The sequence below is a fragment of the Bradyrhizobium sp. USDA 241 genome (assembly GCF_049739505.1).
In the GTDB taxonomy this organism is placed as follows: Bacteria; Pseudomonadota; Alphaproteobacteria; order Rhizobiales; family Xanthobacteraceae; genus Bradyrhizobium; species Bradyrhizobium liaoningense.
Genome location: NZ_JBMGPZ010000004.1, coordinates 1,264,593 through 1,282,490 on the forward strand (window position 1 = coordinate 1,264,593; position 17,898 = coordinate 1,282,490).

Genomic DNA, 17,898 nt, shown 5'->3' on the forward strand with positions numbered 1-17,898 from the left:
TCAGCCATAGCTCCCCGTACACGTAGCCTCGATTGATCTGTTGGTAGCCGTATCGCGTTGATCAACCCGGATATTCCTCTGTAGCAATCCCTCTCCGTGTTGCGCGTACAGTTCGGCCAACGTGTTTCCAGGAATAGAGAACAGGTAGCAATCCGCAATGCCGGATCGTTGGGTGTAGGGAGTTACAGGAACGTCAAGTCGCAGCGGATCCTTAACAGCCGGAAGGGAGTGCTGGTAGAAGCGCTCTTGAAGGATTTCGATAGGTTGTTCATCCCACTCAATAAAGCTATCGGCGGCACGGCCCTTTAACGCCGTGACGAATGTGTCAAGTTTGAGCTTTGCCTCGGGAGCCAGCCCAGCGCCACTGCTAACGAAGTGAATGCGGTAACCGTTTGGGACCTGCTGATAGAGTTCCTCAAGTCTGGCCTTGAGATCAGGATTTGCTACCGCCTCGTGCTTTCGGTTCAAAATCAACCCCAAGCCAGAGATGACCTTATCTACGTCGCCAGTCGGGATCCCCTTGTCGATGCTCTGCGGGTTTTTGAATTGATAGAAGTGGACCAACTCATCATCGTCGATCCACAGAGCGTCGATGCCCAGATCCCCGCCACCGTCGCAGAACACTTCCTCGACGTCTGCGTCCATGAAATCATGGAGACGATTGAAATACCAATACAGGAGGGAATGGCCTCGCTCTGTAAGGCCATGGTGATCGGATAGCGTCTTGCACTCGGCCTCAAGTTGCTCCTTGAACAACGACAGCAGCGGATTGACGGCGGTCATGGGGTTCCTCTAGTGACGGCTTACAGTCGGGGCTAGCCCGTCTTAGTCGCGAGAGGGCGCCTGAGAGGCTGGCGAGCGTGGTGTAAAGCGCTGATGCGGCGTAGGATTCGGTTGCGAAGCCACCCCATCACCTTCAACCGCGAACGCCACGCCCGCCATGACCGATGATACGATTTCAGACCACTATCGAGAAGCAAGAATTCAACACAAATAAAACCTCTGCCTCGCGCTCGATCTCTTCATGCTTGATAGTCTCGTTTCGGAGGCTGATCGAGCTATGGCTGATTTTGGGTGACGCGGCCTGATCAGGCGGCGTGGCTTTCAGTGTTCGGAATGACTTCGATTCCGGCGATGAACTTTACACCGGCGATGACTTTCGGCAACTGGTTCGTGCTCTTCAATCGCCGCCAGGTCTTCGATGCGGCGTCGATGAGCTTGAACACCATCAGCTTCGCAGTTTGTTGCGACAGCGATCCCTTGGTCCGCACCGTTCGGTGGCGCACCGTGGCGAAGACGCTCTCGATCGGGTTCGAGCTGCGTAGGTGGATCCAGTGCTCAGCAGGGAAGTCGAAGAAGGCGAGCAGCGCATGGCGATCCTTGATCAGGCACTCCACCGCACGTCCGTATTTGACGTGGTATTTCTCGACGAAGACGTCGATCGCGGTTTCAGCTTCGGCCCGGTGTGGGGCCAGATAGATGTTCCGCAGGTCGTTCTTCATGGGGCCCTGCACGGATTTGGCGACCTTGTCGAGTACGTTGCTCACTTTATGGCACCAGCATCGTTGGTGCCGCGTGCCGGGAAAGGCCTCGTCCAGTGCCTTCCAGAAGCCGAGGGCGCCGTCGCCGATGGCGAGTTGCGGGGCAATCCGTAACCCGCGTTGCCGCAGGTCGATCAGGAGTTCGCGCCAGCTCTGCGCGCTCTCGCGCACGCCGACCTGGAAGCCGATCAGCTCCTTCTTGCCTTCCGGCGTGGTGCCAATCAGCACCAGCATGCATTCGCTGTGATCTTCCATGCGGGCCTGCAGGTACACGCCATCGGCCCAGATGTAGACATAGCGACGCGCCGACAGATCGCGTCTCTGCCAGCGTTCGTACTCGACCTGCCAATCGGCCTTCAGGCCGGCGATCACCGAAGGCGACAGGTTCGGCGCATCCTTGCCGAGCAGCGCCGAGAGCGCCTCCTGGAAGTCGCCGGTCGAGATGCCGCGCAAATAGAGGACCGGGATCAAGGCATCCAGGCTCTTCGTCCGCCGCGCCCATAGCGGCAGGATTGCCGAACTGAAGCGGAGGCGGTCGCCTGGCCCGCTCGCTCCGCGGTCGCGGACCTTGGGACGAGCGACCTCCACCGGACCGATGCCGGTCGCAATCTCGCGCACCGGACCGTGCCCATGTCGGACCAGGCGCGCTCGACCGTCGGGCAGCGTCAGATTGGCCGTGCTGGCCAGAAACGCGCCAACCTCGATCTCGATCGCCCTGGCAAGCAGGTCCCGCGCGCCGGCACGAACGATATCGGTCAGTGGATCATCAACCGCGGACGGCTGACGGAAAGCAAGAACATTGGTAGTCTCGGTCATGGCGTATCGCTCTCCTCGAGAGGTTCTGGCAGGCTCGTCACCCGCCTCGATACGCCGCCTTCCTCACACCGTCATCACCCAGATTCCGCCATAGCTCAGGCTGATCACCTACCGCGTCTAGAGCATGATGTATTTACACGGAACCATAGCCTGAGTTTTTGAAGTAGTTGGTGCACTCCTCCTGGGAGAAGAGATCGAGGAGTTCACCAACCTTCCGCCAGGTTGCCTCCACGTCACGAGGTTCTGCGGATCGCATGAGGTGTTTGAGTTTGGCGAAGACCTGCTCGATCGGGTTGAGGTCAGGGCTGTAGGGCGGCAAGAAGATAAGGTGGGCTCCTCTGGCGCGGATAGCTTGGCGAGCCGCTTTGCCCTTGTGGCTGCCAAGATTGTCGAGAACGACGATCTCGCCCGGTGCGAGGGTGGGTGCCAACACCTTCTCGACGTACAGCGTGAAGAGTTCACCATTGATGGGACCATCAATCACTCAAGGCGCACTGATCCGATCATGACGCAGCGCCGCGATGAAGGTCATGGTCTTCCAATGGCCGAAAGGTGCAGATGCTTGGAGGCGCTGCCCACAAGGCCCCCAGCCGCGTAGCGGCGCCATATTGGTCTTGATCCACGTCTCGTCGATGAAAACCAACCGCGTGACGTCAATCCTGCCTTGATGCGCTTTCCATCGGGTCCGCTTACGGGCGACGTCTGGGCGATCCTGCTCGGCTGGTAGAAGCGTTTTTTTTGAAGCTGAGCCCCTCGGCGTGAACAAAAGTCCACACCGCCCGCACGTCTGTCTTGATCCCCCGTGCAGCCAGCTCCTGCGTCAGCTTGCGCAAGGTGAATGGCCCCGAGCGAATGCGTTTGCGCAGCCAGTCGGCGTTGGCATCCGACAGAACCCGCTTCTTGTGGCCGCCGATCTGGCCGGGCGCCAGGCCTCCGGTATCACGCCTTAGGTTCTTCCACTTCGTCACGCACGAGGGGCTGATCTGTAGCGCCTCTGCGATCGAACGAACCGTCTCGCCCGCGTCAGCGCGAGCCAAGGCGCGTTCACGGATGTCTTCCGAATAGGGGCGCGTCATCCATGCTGGCCTCCGCACTCCAGCATGGAGCTTGAATCAGAAATCGCCCGCTCTGGGAACCCCGATTCCAGTCAAAAACATCACGCTCTAATAGGCCGCTCGCGCCGGTTTCTTTGGACGCGGCACGACCGCGACTCCACGTTTCGGCACAGAAATGATCGGGAGTCACTCAATCTTTCTTCAACTTAACCCGTCTTATTCGTAAGAGTGCGCCTGAGGGGTAAAGCGCTGATGCGGCGTAGGATTCGGTTGCGAAGCCAACCCCATCACCTCCAACCGCGAACGCCACGCCCGCCATGACCGACGATACGATTCCGCCCTTCTCGTTTCCAGCCGTTCACGCCAAGAAAGTCACAGCTGCCTTCGATGGTGGGCGCCTAACCTCGAACGGGGGCGTGATGCTTCTGGCGATGGCCGAGCGGCGTCTCGGTTTGGCCAACAATCTGGCCCGGGTGTTCCCGGATCGGCGCGATCCGACGCGGGTCGTGCACAGCCTGGTCGATATGTTCCGCGCTCGCATGTTCGCGATCTGCTGCGGCTACGAGGACGCCGACGACCTCGATCATCTGAGGTCCGATCCGGCATTCAAGCTGGCCTGCGGTCGCCTACCGGACACGGGCCGGGATTTGTGTTCCCAGCCGACGCTGTCGCGGCTGGAGAATGCTCCGCGCCTGCGCGACGTGATCCGGCTGACCTACACTTTGGTCGACGCATGGATGGATAGCTACCCGCGCGAGCCGGCATCCGTCACGCTCGACATCGATGATACCTGCGACGTCGTCCACGGCCATCAGCAGCTCTCGCTGTTCAACGCTCATTATGACGAACGCTGCTTCCTGCCGATCCACGTCTACGACACGGAGAAGAGCCGGCCCGTGGCCGTCGTGCTGCGGCCCGGCAAGACGCCGGGCGGCGTCGAGGTGCGTGCCCATCTGCGCCGCCTGGTACGGCATATCCGGACGCGATGGCACAACACGCAAATTACGTTCCGTGGCGACGGGCACTATGCCCGGCCGGAGGCAATGGCGTGGTGCGAGACCAACGGCATCGACTACATCTTCGGTCTGTCCGGCACCAAGCCTCTCGCCAGAAAAGTCGACGAGGTCGCCGACGACATCCGCACGCGACGCGCCATCGAGAACCTGCCGGTTCTGCGTGGCTATACCGAGACGCGCCACAAGGCAAAGTCCTGGGATCGCGAACGGCGCACTGTCGCCCGTATTGAGGCGACGATGCTCGGCCTCGACATCCGCTTCGTCGTCACCAGCCTCGATGTCGGCTCGGCCGAGTGGATCTACGACAGCCTGTATTGCGCGCGCGGCCAAGCCGAGAATCTGATCAAGCTGCATAAGACGCAGCTCGCCTCCGATCGCACCAGCTGCCGTTCGGCGCTCGCCAACCAGGTCCGTCTCGTGCTCCATACGGCCGCTTATTGGCTGATGCTGACCGTGCGCGACGCCATTCCCAAAGCCCGGGAATTGGCCGCTGCCGAGTTCGCGAGGCTGCGTCTTCGGCTCTTGAAAATCGCCGCCCGTGTCGTCGAGACCACGAGCCGCATTCGCCTTGCGTTTGCCGCGGCATGTCCCGAAGCCGACCTGATCTGCGGCTTGCCCGGCGCGCTGCTGCCGCTCGGTCCTTGACCGGCGGGGCGTCCGCCCCCGTTCGCCCAACCCATCCCTCAAGCGCGTTGCAAAGTACCGGTCGTCAGGCGGCGAAAAGCCGAAGGCAATCCTGTGCGCCTCGTCAGACAAGATGTGCGGCCGCATCAATCGGGCCCAAAAGCCGCACTCTCACGAATAGGACGGGCTAAGACGCACCCGCGCACCCCTTTTAGAGGGCCGCCCCTCAAGACTGCGGTGGGGGCCATGTTGGGCGCGCCCTACCGAGCCGTAAGGTGCCATACAGACGCACCCCGGGCAAGCCGAGCAACATCCTGCCGCGGCTCTACGCGGCCTCGTCAGCTTCTCGAAAGCTCGCGCGACTATAGGTCTGCTCAAGTGATCTTGGACGTGAGGCTAGCGTGGACCGGCAGAACTTTGATCCATCCAACGTAACAGCTTGGTCGCAAGTGCAGCACGACGTCTCGGAAGAGACGCACGCCGGCCAGGCCGGGCAAGAGGGCTTTGAGCAGCGCTTGGCCGAGGCGCGCCCGCCTGATCCGGCTCCTGTCTCTAGGGGGGCGAGCCGGAGCCACCATCCCAATCTCTCTACGGAAGATCGGGACATTATCGACAAGGCGATTGCTCAATATGCAGGTCCGCGAAAACCGACAACGGTCTATCAGTATGCTCGAGGACTCCGTCGATTGATAAACGAAATCCGCGGTCGTGGCCAATCGACCGATCTAAGGGATCACCAATCCCTGGCCGAGCACGCCAAAGCTTACTTTCCGTTAGACAATGCTATCGTAACGGGGTTGAACATCCTTCGTGCGTATTATGAGCCGGGCCATGTAGCTTATGGCGCGCGACGCGCTGCCCCCTCAGCGGAAGACGCCCTTCTCATAGAGCATCTGACTAATCCCGGCGGACTCAACGAGAGTTCCTTTGGTTTATATCAGAATGCTCTTCGCCAATTTTCTGACAAACTCAAGGGCAAGGGCCAGACGATATCTGAACTGGATCAGGATTCGCGAGTCGCGTTCGCTCGTAGGTTGCTTCCGACGCACGCAACTCTCATCTCCGCGTTGGGGACGTTGGGTGACCAGCTCGACGCGAAACAAGTTTCAGGTCCGGGCGGCCCTCGGGAAGCCGGGGGCGATGGTGTCCCGTCGCCCAGGTCAGGCGGGGTTCCGGCGGAAGTCTGGGGCCTGTTCGATGATGAGGCCGAGGAGCCGCCGGCCGATCCATCGGAACTTGAGCGGCTGGAGCATGAGCTTCGCGGGGAAATTCAGGGACGGCTAGGCGACCACCCCGCTCAGCCGCCCTTCTCCGTAGAGCCAGAGGGATTCACGTTTAATCCAGAGTCCCCTCCTGCGAAAGTTCGCCGATTGCTGGATGATCATTCCGCCCTGCCGCAAGTCTTCGTCAATCCAAACGACCTCAATGCAGACGCTGGCGTGCTGATGCGGGCTTCCCTCCACGAATTGGAGAGGCAGCCCACAATGCAGCAGAGCGGGCATGAACAACCTGCTGCACCGAGCAGGAGCAGCGTCCTCCCGAGCGGGGACAACCGACCGACCAGCTTCGTGATCAACACTGACCGTTACACGGCGTTGTTGGTGCCCGCGGGGATGACCAGGCAGAGCTTCCCGCTCCATCCTCGATCGGAAAACGCTCCGCAGCCCAGCGCGCCGTCGGGGAATCAAGCCTCGCCAGCACTGCCTTCACGCAGGATGGAGCAAGCCGCGCCGGCGTCCGACCGGGCTGAGGCGGTGTTCCCAGCGCTCGGCGAGACTTTTGATGCGTCTTTGTCCGCTCCCGAGGACTTCTCCCACGGCACCCAGCCTGCGCCGGGTATGATGCGGTCCAGGTTGGGCCGCTGGGGTCAGTTTCCGGATGTGGCAGAGCGGGTAAAGACCTACGACATTCGCGGTGAACGCTATACGGCCGTGTTGGGACCGGGAGGGCCCGATGATGTTCGGCTCATTCACCTGCGGTCTCCCGCTGTCGGCGATACATTCGATGTTTCGTTCGCCGTTCCCAAGGATTTTTCTCATCGCACCCAGCCGGCGCCCGACATGATGCTGTCCACGTTGGGCAAGTGGGACTTCTTGCCTGTCGCGGAACATCCAATCATGAACTACGAGATTGGCGGCGAACGCTACACGGCCGTTTTGGGACCGAAAGGACCCAACGACGTTCACCTCATCCATCATCCTCAAGTTGCTGATGAAGCTGCGCCAGCGGCACCGTCAGACGTCTACAACGTCCTTGATTTGCCGTCCACACCGGAGGAGCTGCCTGATTACGCGAACTATCTGTCGGCGTTCCCGCGCATACACTCCGGTGCCGAGATCGGGGCGTCGGGTCCGGCGGCCTCATCCCACGACCGTAGCGGGCGGGCTCTCGACCCCATGCAGTGGCTGGGCGACGAGCATATCCAGAGGGACTACGAGCTCCTGACGCAGGAGTTGCAAATGAATGATCCGAATCTTGCCGCCCGAACGCGGTTCGTCGATCCTCTCATTGCCTTTCGGTTGAGTTGGGGCGCCGAGCGCGACGCGCTCAGCGCATTGCAGCGCATCGTCTATGATCATGACAATGATGTAGCCGACTTCCTATTCCTGCCAGTGACCGATGCCAGTCCAACCCATCCTAACGGCACCCATTGGTCGCTGCTACTCGTAGATCGCTGCACGCGAGGAGTGCCGGTCGCCTATCATTACGATTCCGTCGAGGGACACAATGACGGGCCCGCAGAACGGCTCGCAGAACGGCTGGGCCTGACTCTGCAGCGAGCCGGAATGGCCCCGCAGCAGAACAGCTATGATTGCGGCGTGTTCGTGGTGGATGGCACACGGGAGCTGGTTCGACGATTGGCGCAAGGAGAGCGGCCACAAGCCGAGCCGCTGCACCTCGACAACCTCGTCGCCAATCGGCAGGAACTCCGGGACCGGCTTAGGGGTTGATGGCGATGCGCCCGTCCGGTAGGCGTGTCGATCTCCAGGGTTTTCGGCGGCGTTTCAGGACCGGCCGCTGTCGCCGCGAGCAAGCGCACGAAATCAGCTGAATGCAGGAGGACCTGTAAGGGTCGACGCCGTTAAAAAGGCAGTGAAGAGGGTTCACAACGCCGCCAGCGGCTATAAAAGCAAATCGTGCTGTGCGTCGGGCCGGCGGGTGGTTCCTGGAGAGACCATTCTGCCGGAGTTAGTTCAGCGCGAATCGTGACGAATTATTGCGATCACCTGCAGGGTGCTGCCTGCTACAGCGCAGAAGACGGCAAATCATGGATGTCCTAGCCCGTCTTATTCGTAAGAGTGCGCCTGAGGGCTGGCGAGCGTGGTGTAAAGCGCTGATGCGGCGTAGGATTCGGTTGCGAAGCCACCCCATCACCTTCAACCGCGAACGCCACGCCCGCCATGACCGATGATACGATTCTGCCCTTCTCGTTTCCAGCCGTTCACGCCAAGAAAGTCACAGCTGCCTTCGATGGTGGACGCCTAACCTCGAATGGGGGCGTGATGCTTCTGGCGATGGCCGAGCGGCGTCTCGGTTTGGCCGACAATCTGGCCCGGGTGTTCCCGGATCGGCGCGATCCGACGCGGGTCGTGCACAGCCTGGTCGATATGTTCCGCGCGCGCATGTTCGCGATCTGCTGCGGCTACGAGGACGCCGACGACCTCGATCATCTGAGGTCCGATCCGGCATTCAAGCTGGCCTGCGGTCGCCTACCGGACACGGGCCGGGATTTGTGTTCCCAGCCGACGCTGTCGCGGCTGGAGAATGCTCCGCGCCTGCGCGACGTGATCCGGCTGACCTACACTTTGGTCGACGCATGGATGGATAGCTACCCGCGCGAGCCGGCATCCGTCACGCTCGACATCGATGATACCTGCGACGTCGTCCACGGCCATCAGCAGCTCTCGCTGTTCAACGCTCATTATGACGAACGCTGCTTCCTGCCGATCCACGTCTACGACACGGAGAAGAGCCGGCCCGTGGCGGTCGTGCTGCGGCCCGGCAAGACGCCGGGCGGCGTCGAGGTGCGTGCCCTTCTGCGCCGCCTGGTACGGCATATCCGGACGCGGTGGCACAACACGCGAATTACGTTCCGTGGCGACGGGCACTATGCCCGGCCGGAGGCAATGGCGTGGTGCGAGACCAACGGCATCGACTACATCTTCGGTCTGTCCGGTACCAAGCCTCTCGCCAGAAAAGTCGACGAGGTCGCCGACGACATCCGCACGCGACGCGCCATCGAGAACCTGCCGGTTCTGCGTGGCTATACCGAGACGCGCCACAAGGCAAAGTCCTGGGATCGCGAACGGCGCACTGTCGCCCGTATTGAGGCGACGATGCTCGGCCTCGACATCCGCTTCGTCGTCACCAGCCTCGATGTCGGCTCGGCCGAGTGGATCTACGACAGCCTGTATTGCGCGCGCGGCCAAGCCGAGAATCTGATCAAGCTGCATAAGACGCAGCTCGCCTCCGATCGCACCAGCTGCCGTTCGGCGCTCGCCAACCAGGTCCGTCTCGTGCTCCATACGGCCGCTTATTGGCTGATGCTGACCGTGCGCGACGCCATTCCCAAAGCCCGGGAATTGGCCGCTGCCGAGTTCGCGAGGCTGCGTCTTCGGCTCTTGAAAATCGCCGCCCGTGTCGTCGAGACCACGAGCCGCATTCGCCTTGCGTTTGCCGCGGCATGTCCCGAAGCCGACCTGATCTGCGGCTTGCCCGGCGCGCTGCTGCCGCTCGGTCCTTGACCGGCGGGGCGTCCGCCCCCGTTCGCCCAACCCATCCCTCAAGCGCGTTGCAAAGTACCGGTCGTCAGGCGGCGAAAAGCCGAAGGCAATCCTGTGCGCCTCGTCAGACAAGATGTGCGGCCGCATCAATCGGGCCCAAAAGCCGCACTCTCACGAATAGGACGGGCTAGCACCTTAGTTCCACTGCAACCAAGCGCAATGCCCGAAAAGTTTAGACAGCCGCAAGATAACCGCAGTGACACAACGTGCGACAGCTAGGGGAAGCACACTGCTTGCGACACGTCGGCGGCGGCTGCGCCCTTTAAGCCGGACATTCGAAATTGGGGGGCCGGGGTCAACTAAAAAGGGGCCCCAGTGCGCGATAGGGGACCCGCTAGAAAGTCCCGTTTTCCCATTGACGAAACGGCATGCTCATGATCGGCGCGCCCGGCGCCGGCAAATCGATGCTGGCGGCGCGCCTGCCCTCGATCCTGCCGCCGCTGTCGCCGGGCGAGCTGCTCGAGGTCTCGATGATCGCGTCCGTCGCCGGCGAGATCGAAGGCGGGGCGCTGACGGCGCGGCGGCCGTTCCGCGCGCCGCATCATTCCGCCAGCATGGCCGCTCTCACCGGCGGCGGCATGCGCGCCAGGCCCGGCGAGATATCGCTCGCGCATCAGGGCGTGCTGTTCCTCGACGAGCTGCCGGAGTTCGATCCGCGCGTGCTGGATTCGCTGCGCCAGCCACTGGAAAACGGCGAGGTCGCGGTGTCGCGCGCCAATCACCGCGTCACCTACCCTGCCCGCTTCATGCTGGTCGCGGCGATGAACCCCTGCCGCTGCGGCAATGCGTTCGAGCCCGGTTATGCCTGCAAGCGCGGCCGCATCGACCGCTGCACCGGCGACTACCAGGCGCGTATCTCCGGTCCCCTCATGGACCGCATCGATCTGCGTATCGAGGTGCCGGCCGTGACCGCGGCGGACCTGATCCTGCCCCCGCCGGCGGAAGGCTCCGCCGAGGTCGCCGCGCGCGTGGCGGCGGCGCGCGACATCCAGCTCGCGCGCTATGCGGATGCCGGCCTGCCCAAAGTCCGCACCAATGCCGAGGCGCCCGCCTCGGTGCTGGAGGAGATCGCAAAGCCGGATGCGCAAGGCGCCAAGCTACTGCGCGATGCCGCCGAGACCACGCGGCTGTCGGCGCGCGGCTATCACCGCGTGCTGCGGGTGGCGCGCACGCTGGCCGACCTCGACAACGCCGACAAGATCGGCCGGCTGCATCTGGCCGAAGCGCTGTCCTACCGGGCACTCGCGGAGGATGTGCGGCAGATGGCGTGATCGCCTCGCTCATCAACCCGGCGGTAACGATTTTCCTTTACGCTCTGCAAACCATAAGGCCCGCGCGTTTCGCATCGTGAGTTCCTGAAGGGCCCGGCGAGTAGAGTGTCATGTTGCGTTTCAAGATCCTGGCCTCGGTTGTTCCCCTGCTGGCGGCTGCGGTGTTCGCCCGTGCCGAGATCGGATCGGTCTCGCATCCCTGCATCGCGCTCAGCGACACGACGGTCGAGCTCACATCCCTTTTCTGGACCGCCAACGTGCATGTCGCCTTCACCGACGATCCCGCGCAGGCCACGGTGCGGGTCCAGATCACCGATGACGCGGACGCCGCGGACTTCACCGTGGTGGACGACGGTCTCGGCTCCGAGCCGGACTCCTGCGAGCTCACCCCCTCGACACGGCTGATCTCGATTGCCGCACAGCCCGTCGACGGCGGGCCGGTGGTCTATCTCTCCAGCGAAGGACCGGCGGATTACCGCATCTATGTGCGCTCGAAGACGTTCTCGCAGCGCGAGGCTGCGGCGCTGATCGTCGGCGCCCGCGGCGGCCACCGCCAGCTCCAGGCCGCCTCGCTCTGAGCCGTTAACATCCCGTCAACCCTGTCGGAAGGCGGGGCCCAGGCCGCAAACTGTTCGCAAGGTCGGCGCGACATCGTGGCAGCCGGCGAACACAGGTTTCGAGCAAGAGAGTCGGGTCGGTGGCGATGGGTCGGACGTTCCGGATCAAGGTGCGCATGCGCCGCTTCAAGCGGCAGCACCCCCGCATTGCCTTCGCGATCCGCTCCTTCATGATCTTCTCGGCGACCTTCGGCGGCGCCTATGGTTTCGTGTCCGGCAGCCGCTCGGAGAATTCCGCCTACGATCCCCACGCCTTTGCGATCGGCGCGAGCTTCCTGTTCGCGCTCGCCTGCCTCGGCCTTGCGACGCTGAGCATGCGTCTGCGCTACGTGGGCAAGCGGCTGCGCACGCTCGCCGCCCACAATGAGGCCTTGATCGACCGCAATTGGGAGCTGAAGGAAGCGGAAGAACGCGCCCGCAGCCTGTTCGAACAGCAGGGCGACCTCATCGTGCTGCGCGACACAGAGGGCCGCATCACCTTTGCCAACGAGGCCTATTGCGCGGTCGCAGGACAGGCGCGCGGCGCACTGGTCGGCACGCGTTTCGATTTCGACGTGCTGGAGCAGGGCGACAATGCCCGCGAGAGCAACGGCACGCGCATCCACGACCAGAAGATCGCAACCCCGCTCGGCACGCGCTGGATCGCCTGGCGCGAGGGCTATGTCCGGCTCGATGCCGGACAGCCCGCCCGAACTGCAGAGCGTGGGACGCGACGTCACCGACCGCACCGAGACCGAACGCGCATTGTCCGACGCGCGCGACCAGGCCGATGCCGCCAACCGCGCCAAGTCGCGCTTCCTCGCGATGGCCTCGCACGAGATCCGAACGCCGCTCAACGGCATCATCGGCATGGGCGGCCTCCTGCTCGACACCACGCTGACGCCGGAGCAGGCGACCTATGCCAGGGCGGTTAAGACCTCGGGCGAAGCCTTGATGGCGCTGATCGAGGAACTGCTGGACTATTCCAAGATCGAGGCCGGCAAGCTCGACCTCGATCAGCGTCCCTTCGCGCTCTCGACCCTGGTCGAGGAAATCACCGAGCTGCTTGCGCCGCGCGCGCAGGCGAAGACGCTCGAGATTGCCGCCTATGTCGACGAGCGCCTGCCGCTCGAGGTGGTCGGCGACGCCGCGCGGCTGCGCCAGGTGCTGCTCAACCTCGCCGGCAACGCCATCAAGTTCACCGCGGGCGGCGGCGTTGCGCTGGTCGTCGAGCCCGGCATCTGGCCGAACGAGATCAGCTTCCTGGTCCGCGATACCGGCGTCGGCATCGCCGCCGAAGCCCAGCAGCGCATCTTCCGCGAGTTCGAGCAGGCCGACGAGCGCGTTGCCCGCACCTATGGCGGCACCGGGCTCGGCCTTGCCATCAGCGAACGCATCGTCAAGCGCATGGGCGGCCGGATCACGCTCACGAGCGAGCCGGGCAGGGGCTCGACCTTCGAGGTCGCCGTGCCGCTGCCGCCGTCGCAGGCCGGCGCCGGGCAGACGGCATTTCCGAGCCCCGATCTCACCGGCAAGTCGATGCTCCTCGTCGCCGACGGCATCGAGGCTTCGTTGATCGCGCGGCGCCTTGCGCGCTGGGGCGGCCAGACCTGCCTGGTTGCGGATGCGGCGGTCGCCGAAGCGCTGCTGCCGGAACGCTCATGGCACGCGGTGCTGATCGATCGCGCGATCGGCCCGGCCATTGCCGACCGCCTGGGTGACTCGGCCCGCGCGCATGCCTTGCAGCGGCTCGTGCTGCTGACGTCGAGCTCGCGCCACGAGAAGGTGTCGCCGGCCTTCACCGGCTTTCTGATGAAGCCGCTGCGGGCGGCCTCGCTCGCCGCGCGCCTCGCCCTGACGCCGGAGGTCGCCTCGCCCGATCTCGCGCCGGAGCCGCCGGCGGCATCCACCAGCCCAGCGCCGGCGAAGGGCCTGTCGATCCTCGTCGCCGAGGACAACGAGATCAACGCATTGTTGATGCGCTCGCTGCTGACCAAGCTCGGCCACCGCGTCGTCATCGCCGTCCATGGCGAGGCCGCGTTGGAATCCTGGCTCGCCGCCTCATCCGCCGGCACGCCCTACGATCTCGTGCTGATGGACATCCAGATGCCGCAGCTCGACGGCATCGAGGCGACCAAACGCATCCGCGCGCAAGAGGCCGCCACGGGCGGTCGGCACACGCCGATCCTGGCGCTCACCGCCAATACGCTGGCGGAGGATCGCCATGCCTGTTTCGAGGCGGGCATGAACGGATTTCTGATCAAGCCGCTCGACCGGGAGAAGCTGGACGAGGCGCTGGCCGGGCTGGCCGCATCGCGGCATCCGGCAGTCCCGGATCACGGGAACCCGATCCGGGCCGGCAATCGCTAATTGAAATCGCGCGCGTTGCGCGTCACCATCCTCGGGGGCATTTGCAAACGAGGATTTTGCGCATGAACGTGCTTTGCCGCCTCGCGCTTATTGCTCTCCTCGCTGGAATCTCCCGGCACGCCGCAGCCGATACGCCGGAACTCATCTCCTCGCTCAAGCAAGGCGGCTACGTCCTGATCTTCCGGCACACCGCGACCGACGACAGCCAGAAGGACGTCTACCCGTTCAAGTTCGACGACATGAGCGCCCAGCGTCAGCTCAGCGACAAGGGCAGGGACATGGCGCGCCAGATCGGGGCAGCGATCAGGGAGCAGGCGATCCCGATCGGCGACGTCTACACCAGCAGGCTGAACCGCGCGGTCGAGGCCGGCAAGCTGATCTCCGGCCGCGAGGTCAAGCCGGTCGATGCGCTCACGGACAGCAGCAATGCCAGCGCGTCGGGAATGGCAAACCCGACTGGTGCCAATACAAAGGCCGGGCAGGCCGTGCGTCAGCTCGTCGATGCGCCGCCGAAGGCAGACACCAACACGTTCCTGGTCACCCACAAGACGAACATCGCCGATGCCTTCGGCAAAGAGGCCGGCGACGTGCAGGAAGGCGAGGCCTTCGTCTACAAGGCCAACGGCTCCGGCCCCGCCACCTTCGCGGGGCGCATCAAGCTTGCGGACTGGAACGCGAAAGCCGGCAGGTGAGAGCCCTGGCCTCCGGCCGGGACTGCCGGCGCGAGGGAAAGTCCAGTCTTTCTCAGCCCTGATCGCGTAACGACGTTCCCGCGAACTGTCGGAGCGCTGCCGCGACGTGGCGCAGCGATTGGCTCGGCACAACTTGCCGCTCCGCCACGTTGTTGTGATACGGACGTCTTATGACGAGCGACTGAAAGGCTGGCAAATACGTGAGAACATCAGAAGACCGCTCATTCCTCATCTTGCTTGCCGCGATCTCCGTTGTGTTCGGCTGGGTGCTTTGGCCATTCTCCGGCGCATTGTTGTGGGCCACGCTGCTGGCCATCATCTTCGCACCGCTTTATCGACGCGCCCTGGAAACCATCCCGGGAAGGGACAACGTTGCCGCATTGTTCACTGTCGTCGTCGTGATCGTCATGGTCCTGATCCCCGTGGCGATCGTCATCGCTTCGCTCATAGACCAGGGTGGCGAGCTTTATCAGCGCGTCCAGAACGGAGAGATCAGTTTCGCGCATCCCCTGCAGCAGCTGAGGTCCGCGCTGCCCGACTGGGCTGGTTCCATTTCGGATCGCCTGGCCAGTATCGATCTTTCGGCCCTGAAGGAGCGCCTGTCGGGACTGGTCGTTCCGGCCGGACAACAGATCGCCGGACATGCGCTCAACATCGGTCAGTTGACGCTGGAGTTCGTCGCGAGCTTGCTCGTGATGCTCTACCTGCTGTTTTTCCTGCTGCGCGACGGTGACGAGCTCAACGCACGCATCCGTGACGCGCTCCCGCTGCACCCGAGCTATACCGCCGAGATTTTGAATGCGTTCACGCTCGCCGTTCGCGGGACGATCAAGGGGATCGTGCTCGTCGCCCTGATTCAGGGGGCGCTTGGCGGGCTGATTTTCTGGCTGCTCGGCTTGACTGCGCCCCTGCTGGCGGGCGCCCTCATGGCGCTGCTTTCACTCCTGCCCGTGCTCGGCTCCGCGCTGGTCTGGGTTCCGATCGCACTCTATTTGCTTGTCGCAGGCTCAGTCACGAAGGGCATCATCCTGCTCGCCTTCGGGACATTCGTGATCGGCCTTGCGGACAACTTTCTCCGCCCGATCCTGGTCGGCCAGTCTATCCAAATGCCGAGCTATGTTGTGCTGATCGCCACCCTGGGCGGCCTTGCGGCCTTTGGAGCGAACGGCTTCGTCATCGGCCCACTCGTCGCCGCGATGTTTCTGACGGCGTGGCAGATTTACATCGGCTCGAAAGCGCAACGGGAAGCCCGGAAATGACCGTCATTCCGGCACCCGGACGGGTGAGTCACAAGCGGCGCGAGCGCCAGCCGGAATTCGAATCTGGCCGGCCCGGAAGAGTCTGATTACGCGGCACAGGCGACAAAGCGCGGCGCAGACAGCTTGTCGGGCGGCGCCTGGCTTCCCCGGAAGATGGTGTCTACCTTGGCCGCACGCTTGCAATGCGGGCACACGAACAGATGCGCGATGATCGGGGTCGGCTCGTCCGCGAGCAGCTCGGAGCGGAACCACTTCATCTCGACATGGCAATCGGGACAGATCGGCGCTTCGAGTTGCTCCGCAGCGCTTCTGAGACGATCGACCATGGTGCCTTTCCCGCCGTTTCCAAAGGAATAGCGGAATACCGATTATTGGTCTGCAACAAAAGATACTTATCGCGCAAACCAGCCAGCGCCGTGTTCAGGTCGCCGTCATAGCCGCCTGAGCGCCACGCTCTCCACCGTATGGTCGGCGCCCTTCTTCAGGATCAGCGTCGCCCGGGGGCGGGTCGGCAGGATGTTGTCCTCGAGATTGGCGAGGTTGGTACGTTCCCAGATCGCGATCGCGGTGGCCGTGGCTTCCTCGTCCGACAGCAGCGCGTAGCGGTTGAAGTAGGATTTTGGATTGGTGAATGCGGTGTCGCGCAGCGCCAGGAAGCGCTTGATGTACCATTGCCGCAGCGCCGCCTCGTCGGCGTCGATGTAGACCGAGAAATCGAAGAAGTCGGAGACGACAGGCACCGCCTTGCCGTCACGCGGCAGCTTGCCGGTTTGCAGCACGTTGACGCCCTCGACGATCAGGATGTCGGGCTGGTCGATCTCGGCCCACTGGTTCGGCACGATGTCGTAGGTCAGATGCGAATAGACCGGCGCGCGCACGTGGCGGCGGCCGGCCTTGATGTCGGAGAGGAAGCTGAGCAGCAGCGGCAGATCGTAGCTCTCCGGAAAACCCTTCTTCTGCATCATGCCGTGCCGCTCGAGCACCGCATTGGGATAGAGGAATCCGTCGGTGGTGATCAGCTCGACCTTCGGCCGCGGCGACCAGCGCGCCAGCAGGGCCTGAAGAACGCGTGCCGTGGTGGACTTCCCGACCGCAACCGAGCCAGCGACGCCGATGATGTAGGGGACCTTGCGATCCCGGATGTTGAGGAACTGGCGCTCTGCGTAATACAGGCGCTGCATGGCGTCGACATAGATCGACAACAAGCGCGACAGCGGAAGATAAATGTCCTCGACTTCCTGGAGATCGAGGCGATCGTGCAGCGAGCGCAACCGGTCGAATTCACCCGGCTCCAGCGTCATCGGCGTATCGTCGCGGAGGCGCGCCCACTGCTCGCGCGTATAGACGCGGTACGGATTATACTGCTGCTCGGGTGCGCGGATATCCATAACGCCGCCTTTCCGTTACGACCAGAGCATGATCCGGACCCGAAGGGCCGCGTTAGCGAAAAGTGTGAAGCGTCTTTCCGAAAAGACCATGCTCAAACAAACCCTCTAGCTACCGCTCTTGCGCGACGCCTTCTCTTCCAGCCCTGACATATTCGTCCGCTTGTCCAGCGCGGCTTCGACCTCTTCCAGCTTTACGCCGCGTACCTTGAGCAGCACAAGGAAATGATAGAGCAGGTCGGCGCTTTCAGCGATCAGATGTGCGCGATCGTTTTCGACTGCAGCGATTACGGTTTCGACTGCTTCCTCGCCGAACTTCTTGGCGCAATGCTCGGCGCCCTTGTCGAGGAGCTTGCGGGTATAGGAGGCTTCGCCACCGGAGGCCGCGCGGGCGTCGATGGTCTCGGCCAGATCGTGGATCGTGAAACGCGGCATCGGACTCACTCGGAAACGCACAGGACCATGGACGGCCATCCCGTCCGTCAATCT

The 17,898-nt window shown here is 63.2% G+C and carries 11 protein-coding genes and 3 pseudogenes; 8 read left to right on the top strand and 6 right to left on the bottom strand.

Going from position 1 to position 17,898, the window contains the following annotated elements:
- From ABIF91_RS15790 to ABIF91_RS15800, 3 genes and pseudogenes are all read right to left on the bottom strand, one after another.
- Window positions 1–783 carry a hypothetical protein gene (locus ABIF91_RS15790; protein WP_424579236.1) on the bottom strand — a complete coding sequence of 261 codons (783 nt, stop codon included), beginning with the start codon at window positions 781–783 and terminating at the stop codon, window positions 1–3.
- A gap of 305 nt (window positions 784–1,088) precedes the next feature.
- Complete coding sequence (locus tag ABIF91_RS15795) at window positions 1,089–2,357, bottom strand: IS256 family transposase (protein ID WP_424579237.1); 1,269 nt, start codon at window positions 2,355–2,357, stop codon at window positions 1,089–1,091.
- A gap of 133 nt (window positions 2,358–2,490) precedes the next feature.
- Window positions 2,491–3,433, bottom strand: a pseudogene (locus ABIF91_RS15800) (IS630 family transposase).
- 296 nt (window positions 3,434–3,729) lie between these two features.
- Here ABIF91_RS15800 and ABIF91_RS15805 point away from each other — a divergent pair.
- The 8 genes and pseudogenes from ABIF91_RS15805 to ABIF91_RS15840 all read left to right on the top strand — a co-directional run bounded on the left by ABIF91_RS15805 (window position 3,730) and on the right by ABIF91_RS15840 (window position 16,024).
- The gene (locus tag ABIF91_RS15805; protein WP_424579238.1) at window positions 3,730–5,073 is read left to right on the top strand and encodes an IS1380 family transposase; all 1,344 of its coding nucleotides are present in this window, start codon (window positions 3,730–3,732) and stop codon (window positions 5,071–5,073) included.
- A gap of 380 nt (window positions 5,074–5,453) precedes the next feature.
- Entirely contained in the window at window positions 5,454–8,003 is a 2,550-nt protein-coding gene (locus tag ABIF91_RS15810; protein ID WP_245285600.1) for a Ulp1 family isopeptidase, read from the top strand.
- 450 nt (window positions 8,004–8,453) lie between these two features.
- On the top strand, window positions 8,454–9,797 hold the full coding sequence (locus ABIF91_RS15815) for an IS1380 family transposase (RefSeq protein WP_424579239.1): 1,344 nt from the start codon (window positions 8,454–8,456) through the stop codon (window positions 9,795–9,797).
- 407 nt (window positions 9,798–10,204) lie between these two features.
- A pseudogene (locus ABIF91_RS15820) lies at window positions 10,205–11,107 on the top strand (YifB family Mg chelatase-like AAA ATPase); the annotation flags it as partial.
- Between the two features lie 110 nt (window positions 11,108–11,217).
- A complete protein-coding gene (locus tag ABIF91_RS15825) occupies window positions 11,218–11,685 on the top strand; it encodes a hypothetical protein (protein WP_028180737.1) in 468 nt (155 codons plus the stop codon).
- Window positions 11,686–11,810: 125 nt separating this feature from the next.
- A pseudogene (locus ABIF91_RS15830) lies at window positions 11,811–14,073 on the top strand (ATP-binding protein).
- A 62-nt stretch (window positions 14,074–14,135) separates the two neighbouring features.
- Window positions 14,136–14,765 carry a histidine phosphatase family protein gene (locus ABIF91_RS15835; RefSeq protein WP_028180738.1) on the top strand — a complete coding sequence of 210 codons (630 nt, stop codon included), beginning with the start codon at window positions 14,136–14,138 and terminating at the stop codon, window positions 14,763–14,765.
- Window positions 14,766–14,998: 233 nt separating this feature from the next.
- Window positions 14,999–16,024, top strand: a complete 1,026-nt coding sequence (locus tag ABIF91_RS15840; protein WP_424579240.1) for an AI-2E family transporter — start codon at window positions 14,999–15,001, stop codon at window positions 16,022–16,024.
- Between the two features lie 86 nt (window positions 16,025–16,110).
- Here ABIF91_RS15840 and ABIF91_RS15845 read toward each other — a convergent pair whose 3' ends face one another.
- The 3 genes from ABIF91_RS15845 to ABIF91_RS15855 form a co-directional block, all read right to left on the bottom strand.
- Window positions 16,111–16,350, bottom strand: a complete 240-nt coding sequence (locus ABIF91_RS15845; RefSeq protein ID WP_028180740.1) for a hypothetical protein — start codon at window positions 16,348–16,350, stop codon at window positions 16,111–16,113.
- A gap of 105 nt (window positions 16,351–16,455) precedes the next feature.
- A complete protein-coding gene (gene coaA, locus ABIF91_RS15850) occupies window positions 16,456–17,412 on the bottom strand; it encodes a type I pantothenate kinase (RefSeq protein ID WP_028180741.1) in 957 nt (318 codons plus the stop codon).
- 105 nt (window positions 17,413–17,517) lie between these two features.
- Window positions 17,518–17,844 (bottom strand): phosphoribosyl-ATP diphosphatase, encoded by a 327-nt coding sequence (locus tag ABIF91_RS15855; protein WP_028180742.1) that lies wholly within the window; start codon window positions 17,842–17,844, stop codon window positions 17,518–17,520.
- Between the last annotated feature and the right edge of the window lie 54 nt (window positions 17,845–17,898).

Coding starts and splice junctions, on each gene's coding strand:
- ABIF91_RS15790 (WP_424579236.1), bottom strand. CDS start 783: ATGACCGCCGTCAATCCGCTGCTGTCGTTGTTCAAGGAGCAACTTGAG.
- ABIF91_RS15795 (WP_424579237.1), bottom strand. CDS start 2,357: ATGACCGAGACTACCAATGTTCTTGCTTTCCGTCAGCCGTCCGCGGTT.
- ABIF91_RS15805 (WP_424579238.1), top strand. CDS start 3,730: ATGACCGACGATACGATTCCGCCCTTCTCGTTTCCAGCCGTTCACGCC.
- ABIF91_RS15815 (WP_424579239.1), top strand. CDS start 8,454: ATGACCGATGATACGATTCTGCCCTTCTCGTTTCCAGCCGTTCACGCC.
- ABIF91_RS15825 (WP_028180737.1), top strand. CDS start 11,218: ATGTTGCGTTTCAAGATCCTGGCCTCGGTTGTTCCCCTGCTGGCGGCT.
- ABIF91_RS15835 (WP_028180738.1), top strand. CDS start 14,136: ATGAACGTGCTTTGCCGCCTCGCGCTTATTGCTCTCCTCGCTGGAATC.
- ABIF91_RS15845 (WP_028180740.1), bottom strand. CDS start 16,350: ATGGTCGATCGTCTCAGAAGCGCTGCGGAGCAACTCGAAGCGCCGATC.
- coaA (WP_028180741.1), bottom strand. CDS start 17,412: ATGGATATCCGCGCACCCGAGCAGCAGTATAATCCGTACCGCGTCTAT.
- ABIF91_RS15855 (WP_028180742.1), bottom strand. CDS start 17,844: ATGCCGCGTTTCACGATCCACGATCTGGCCGAGACCATCGACGCCCGC.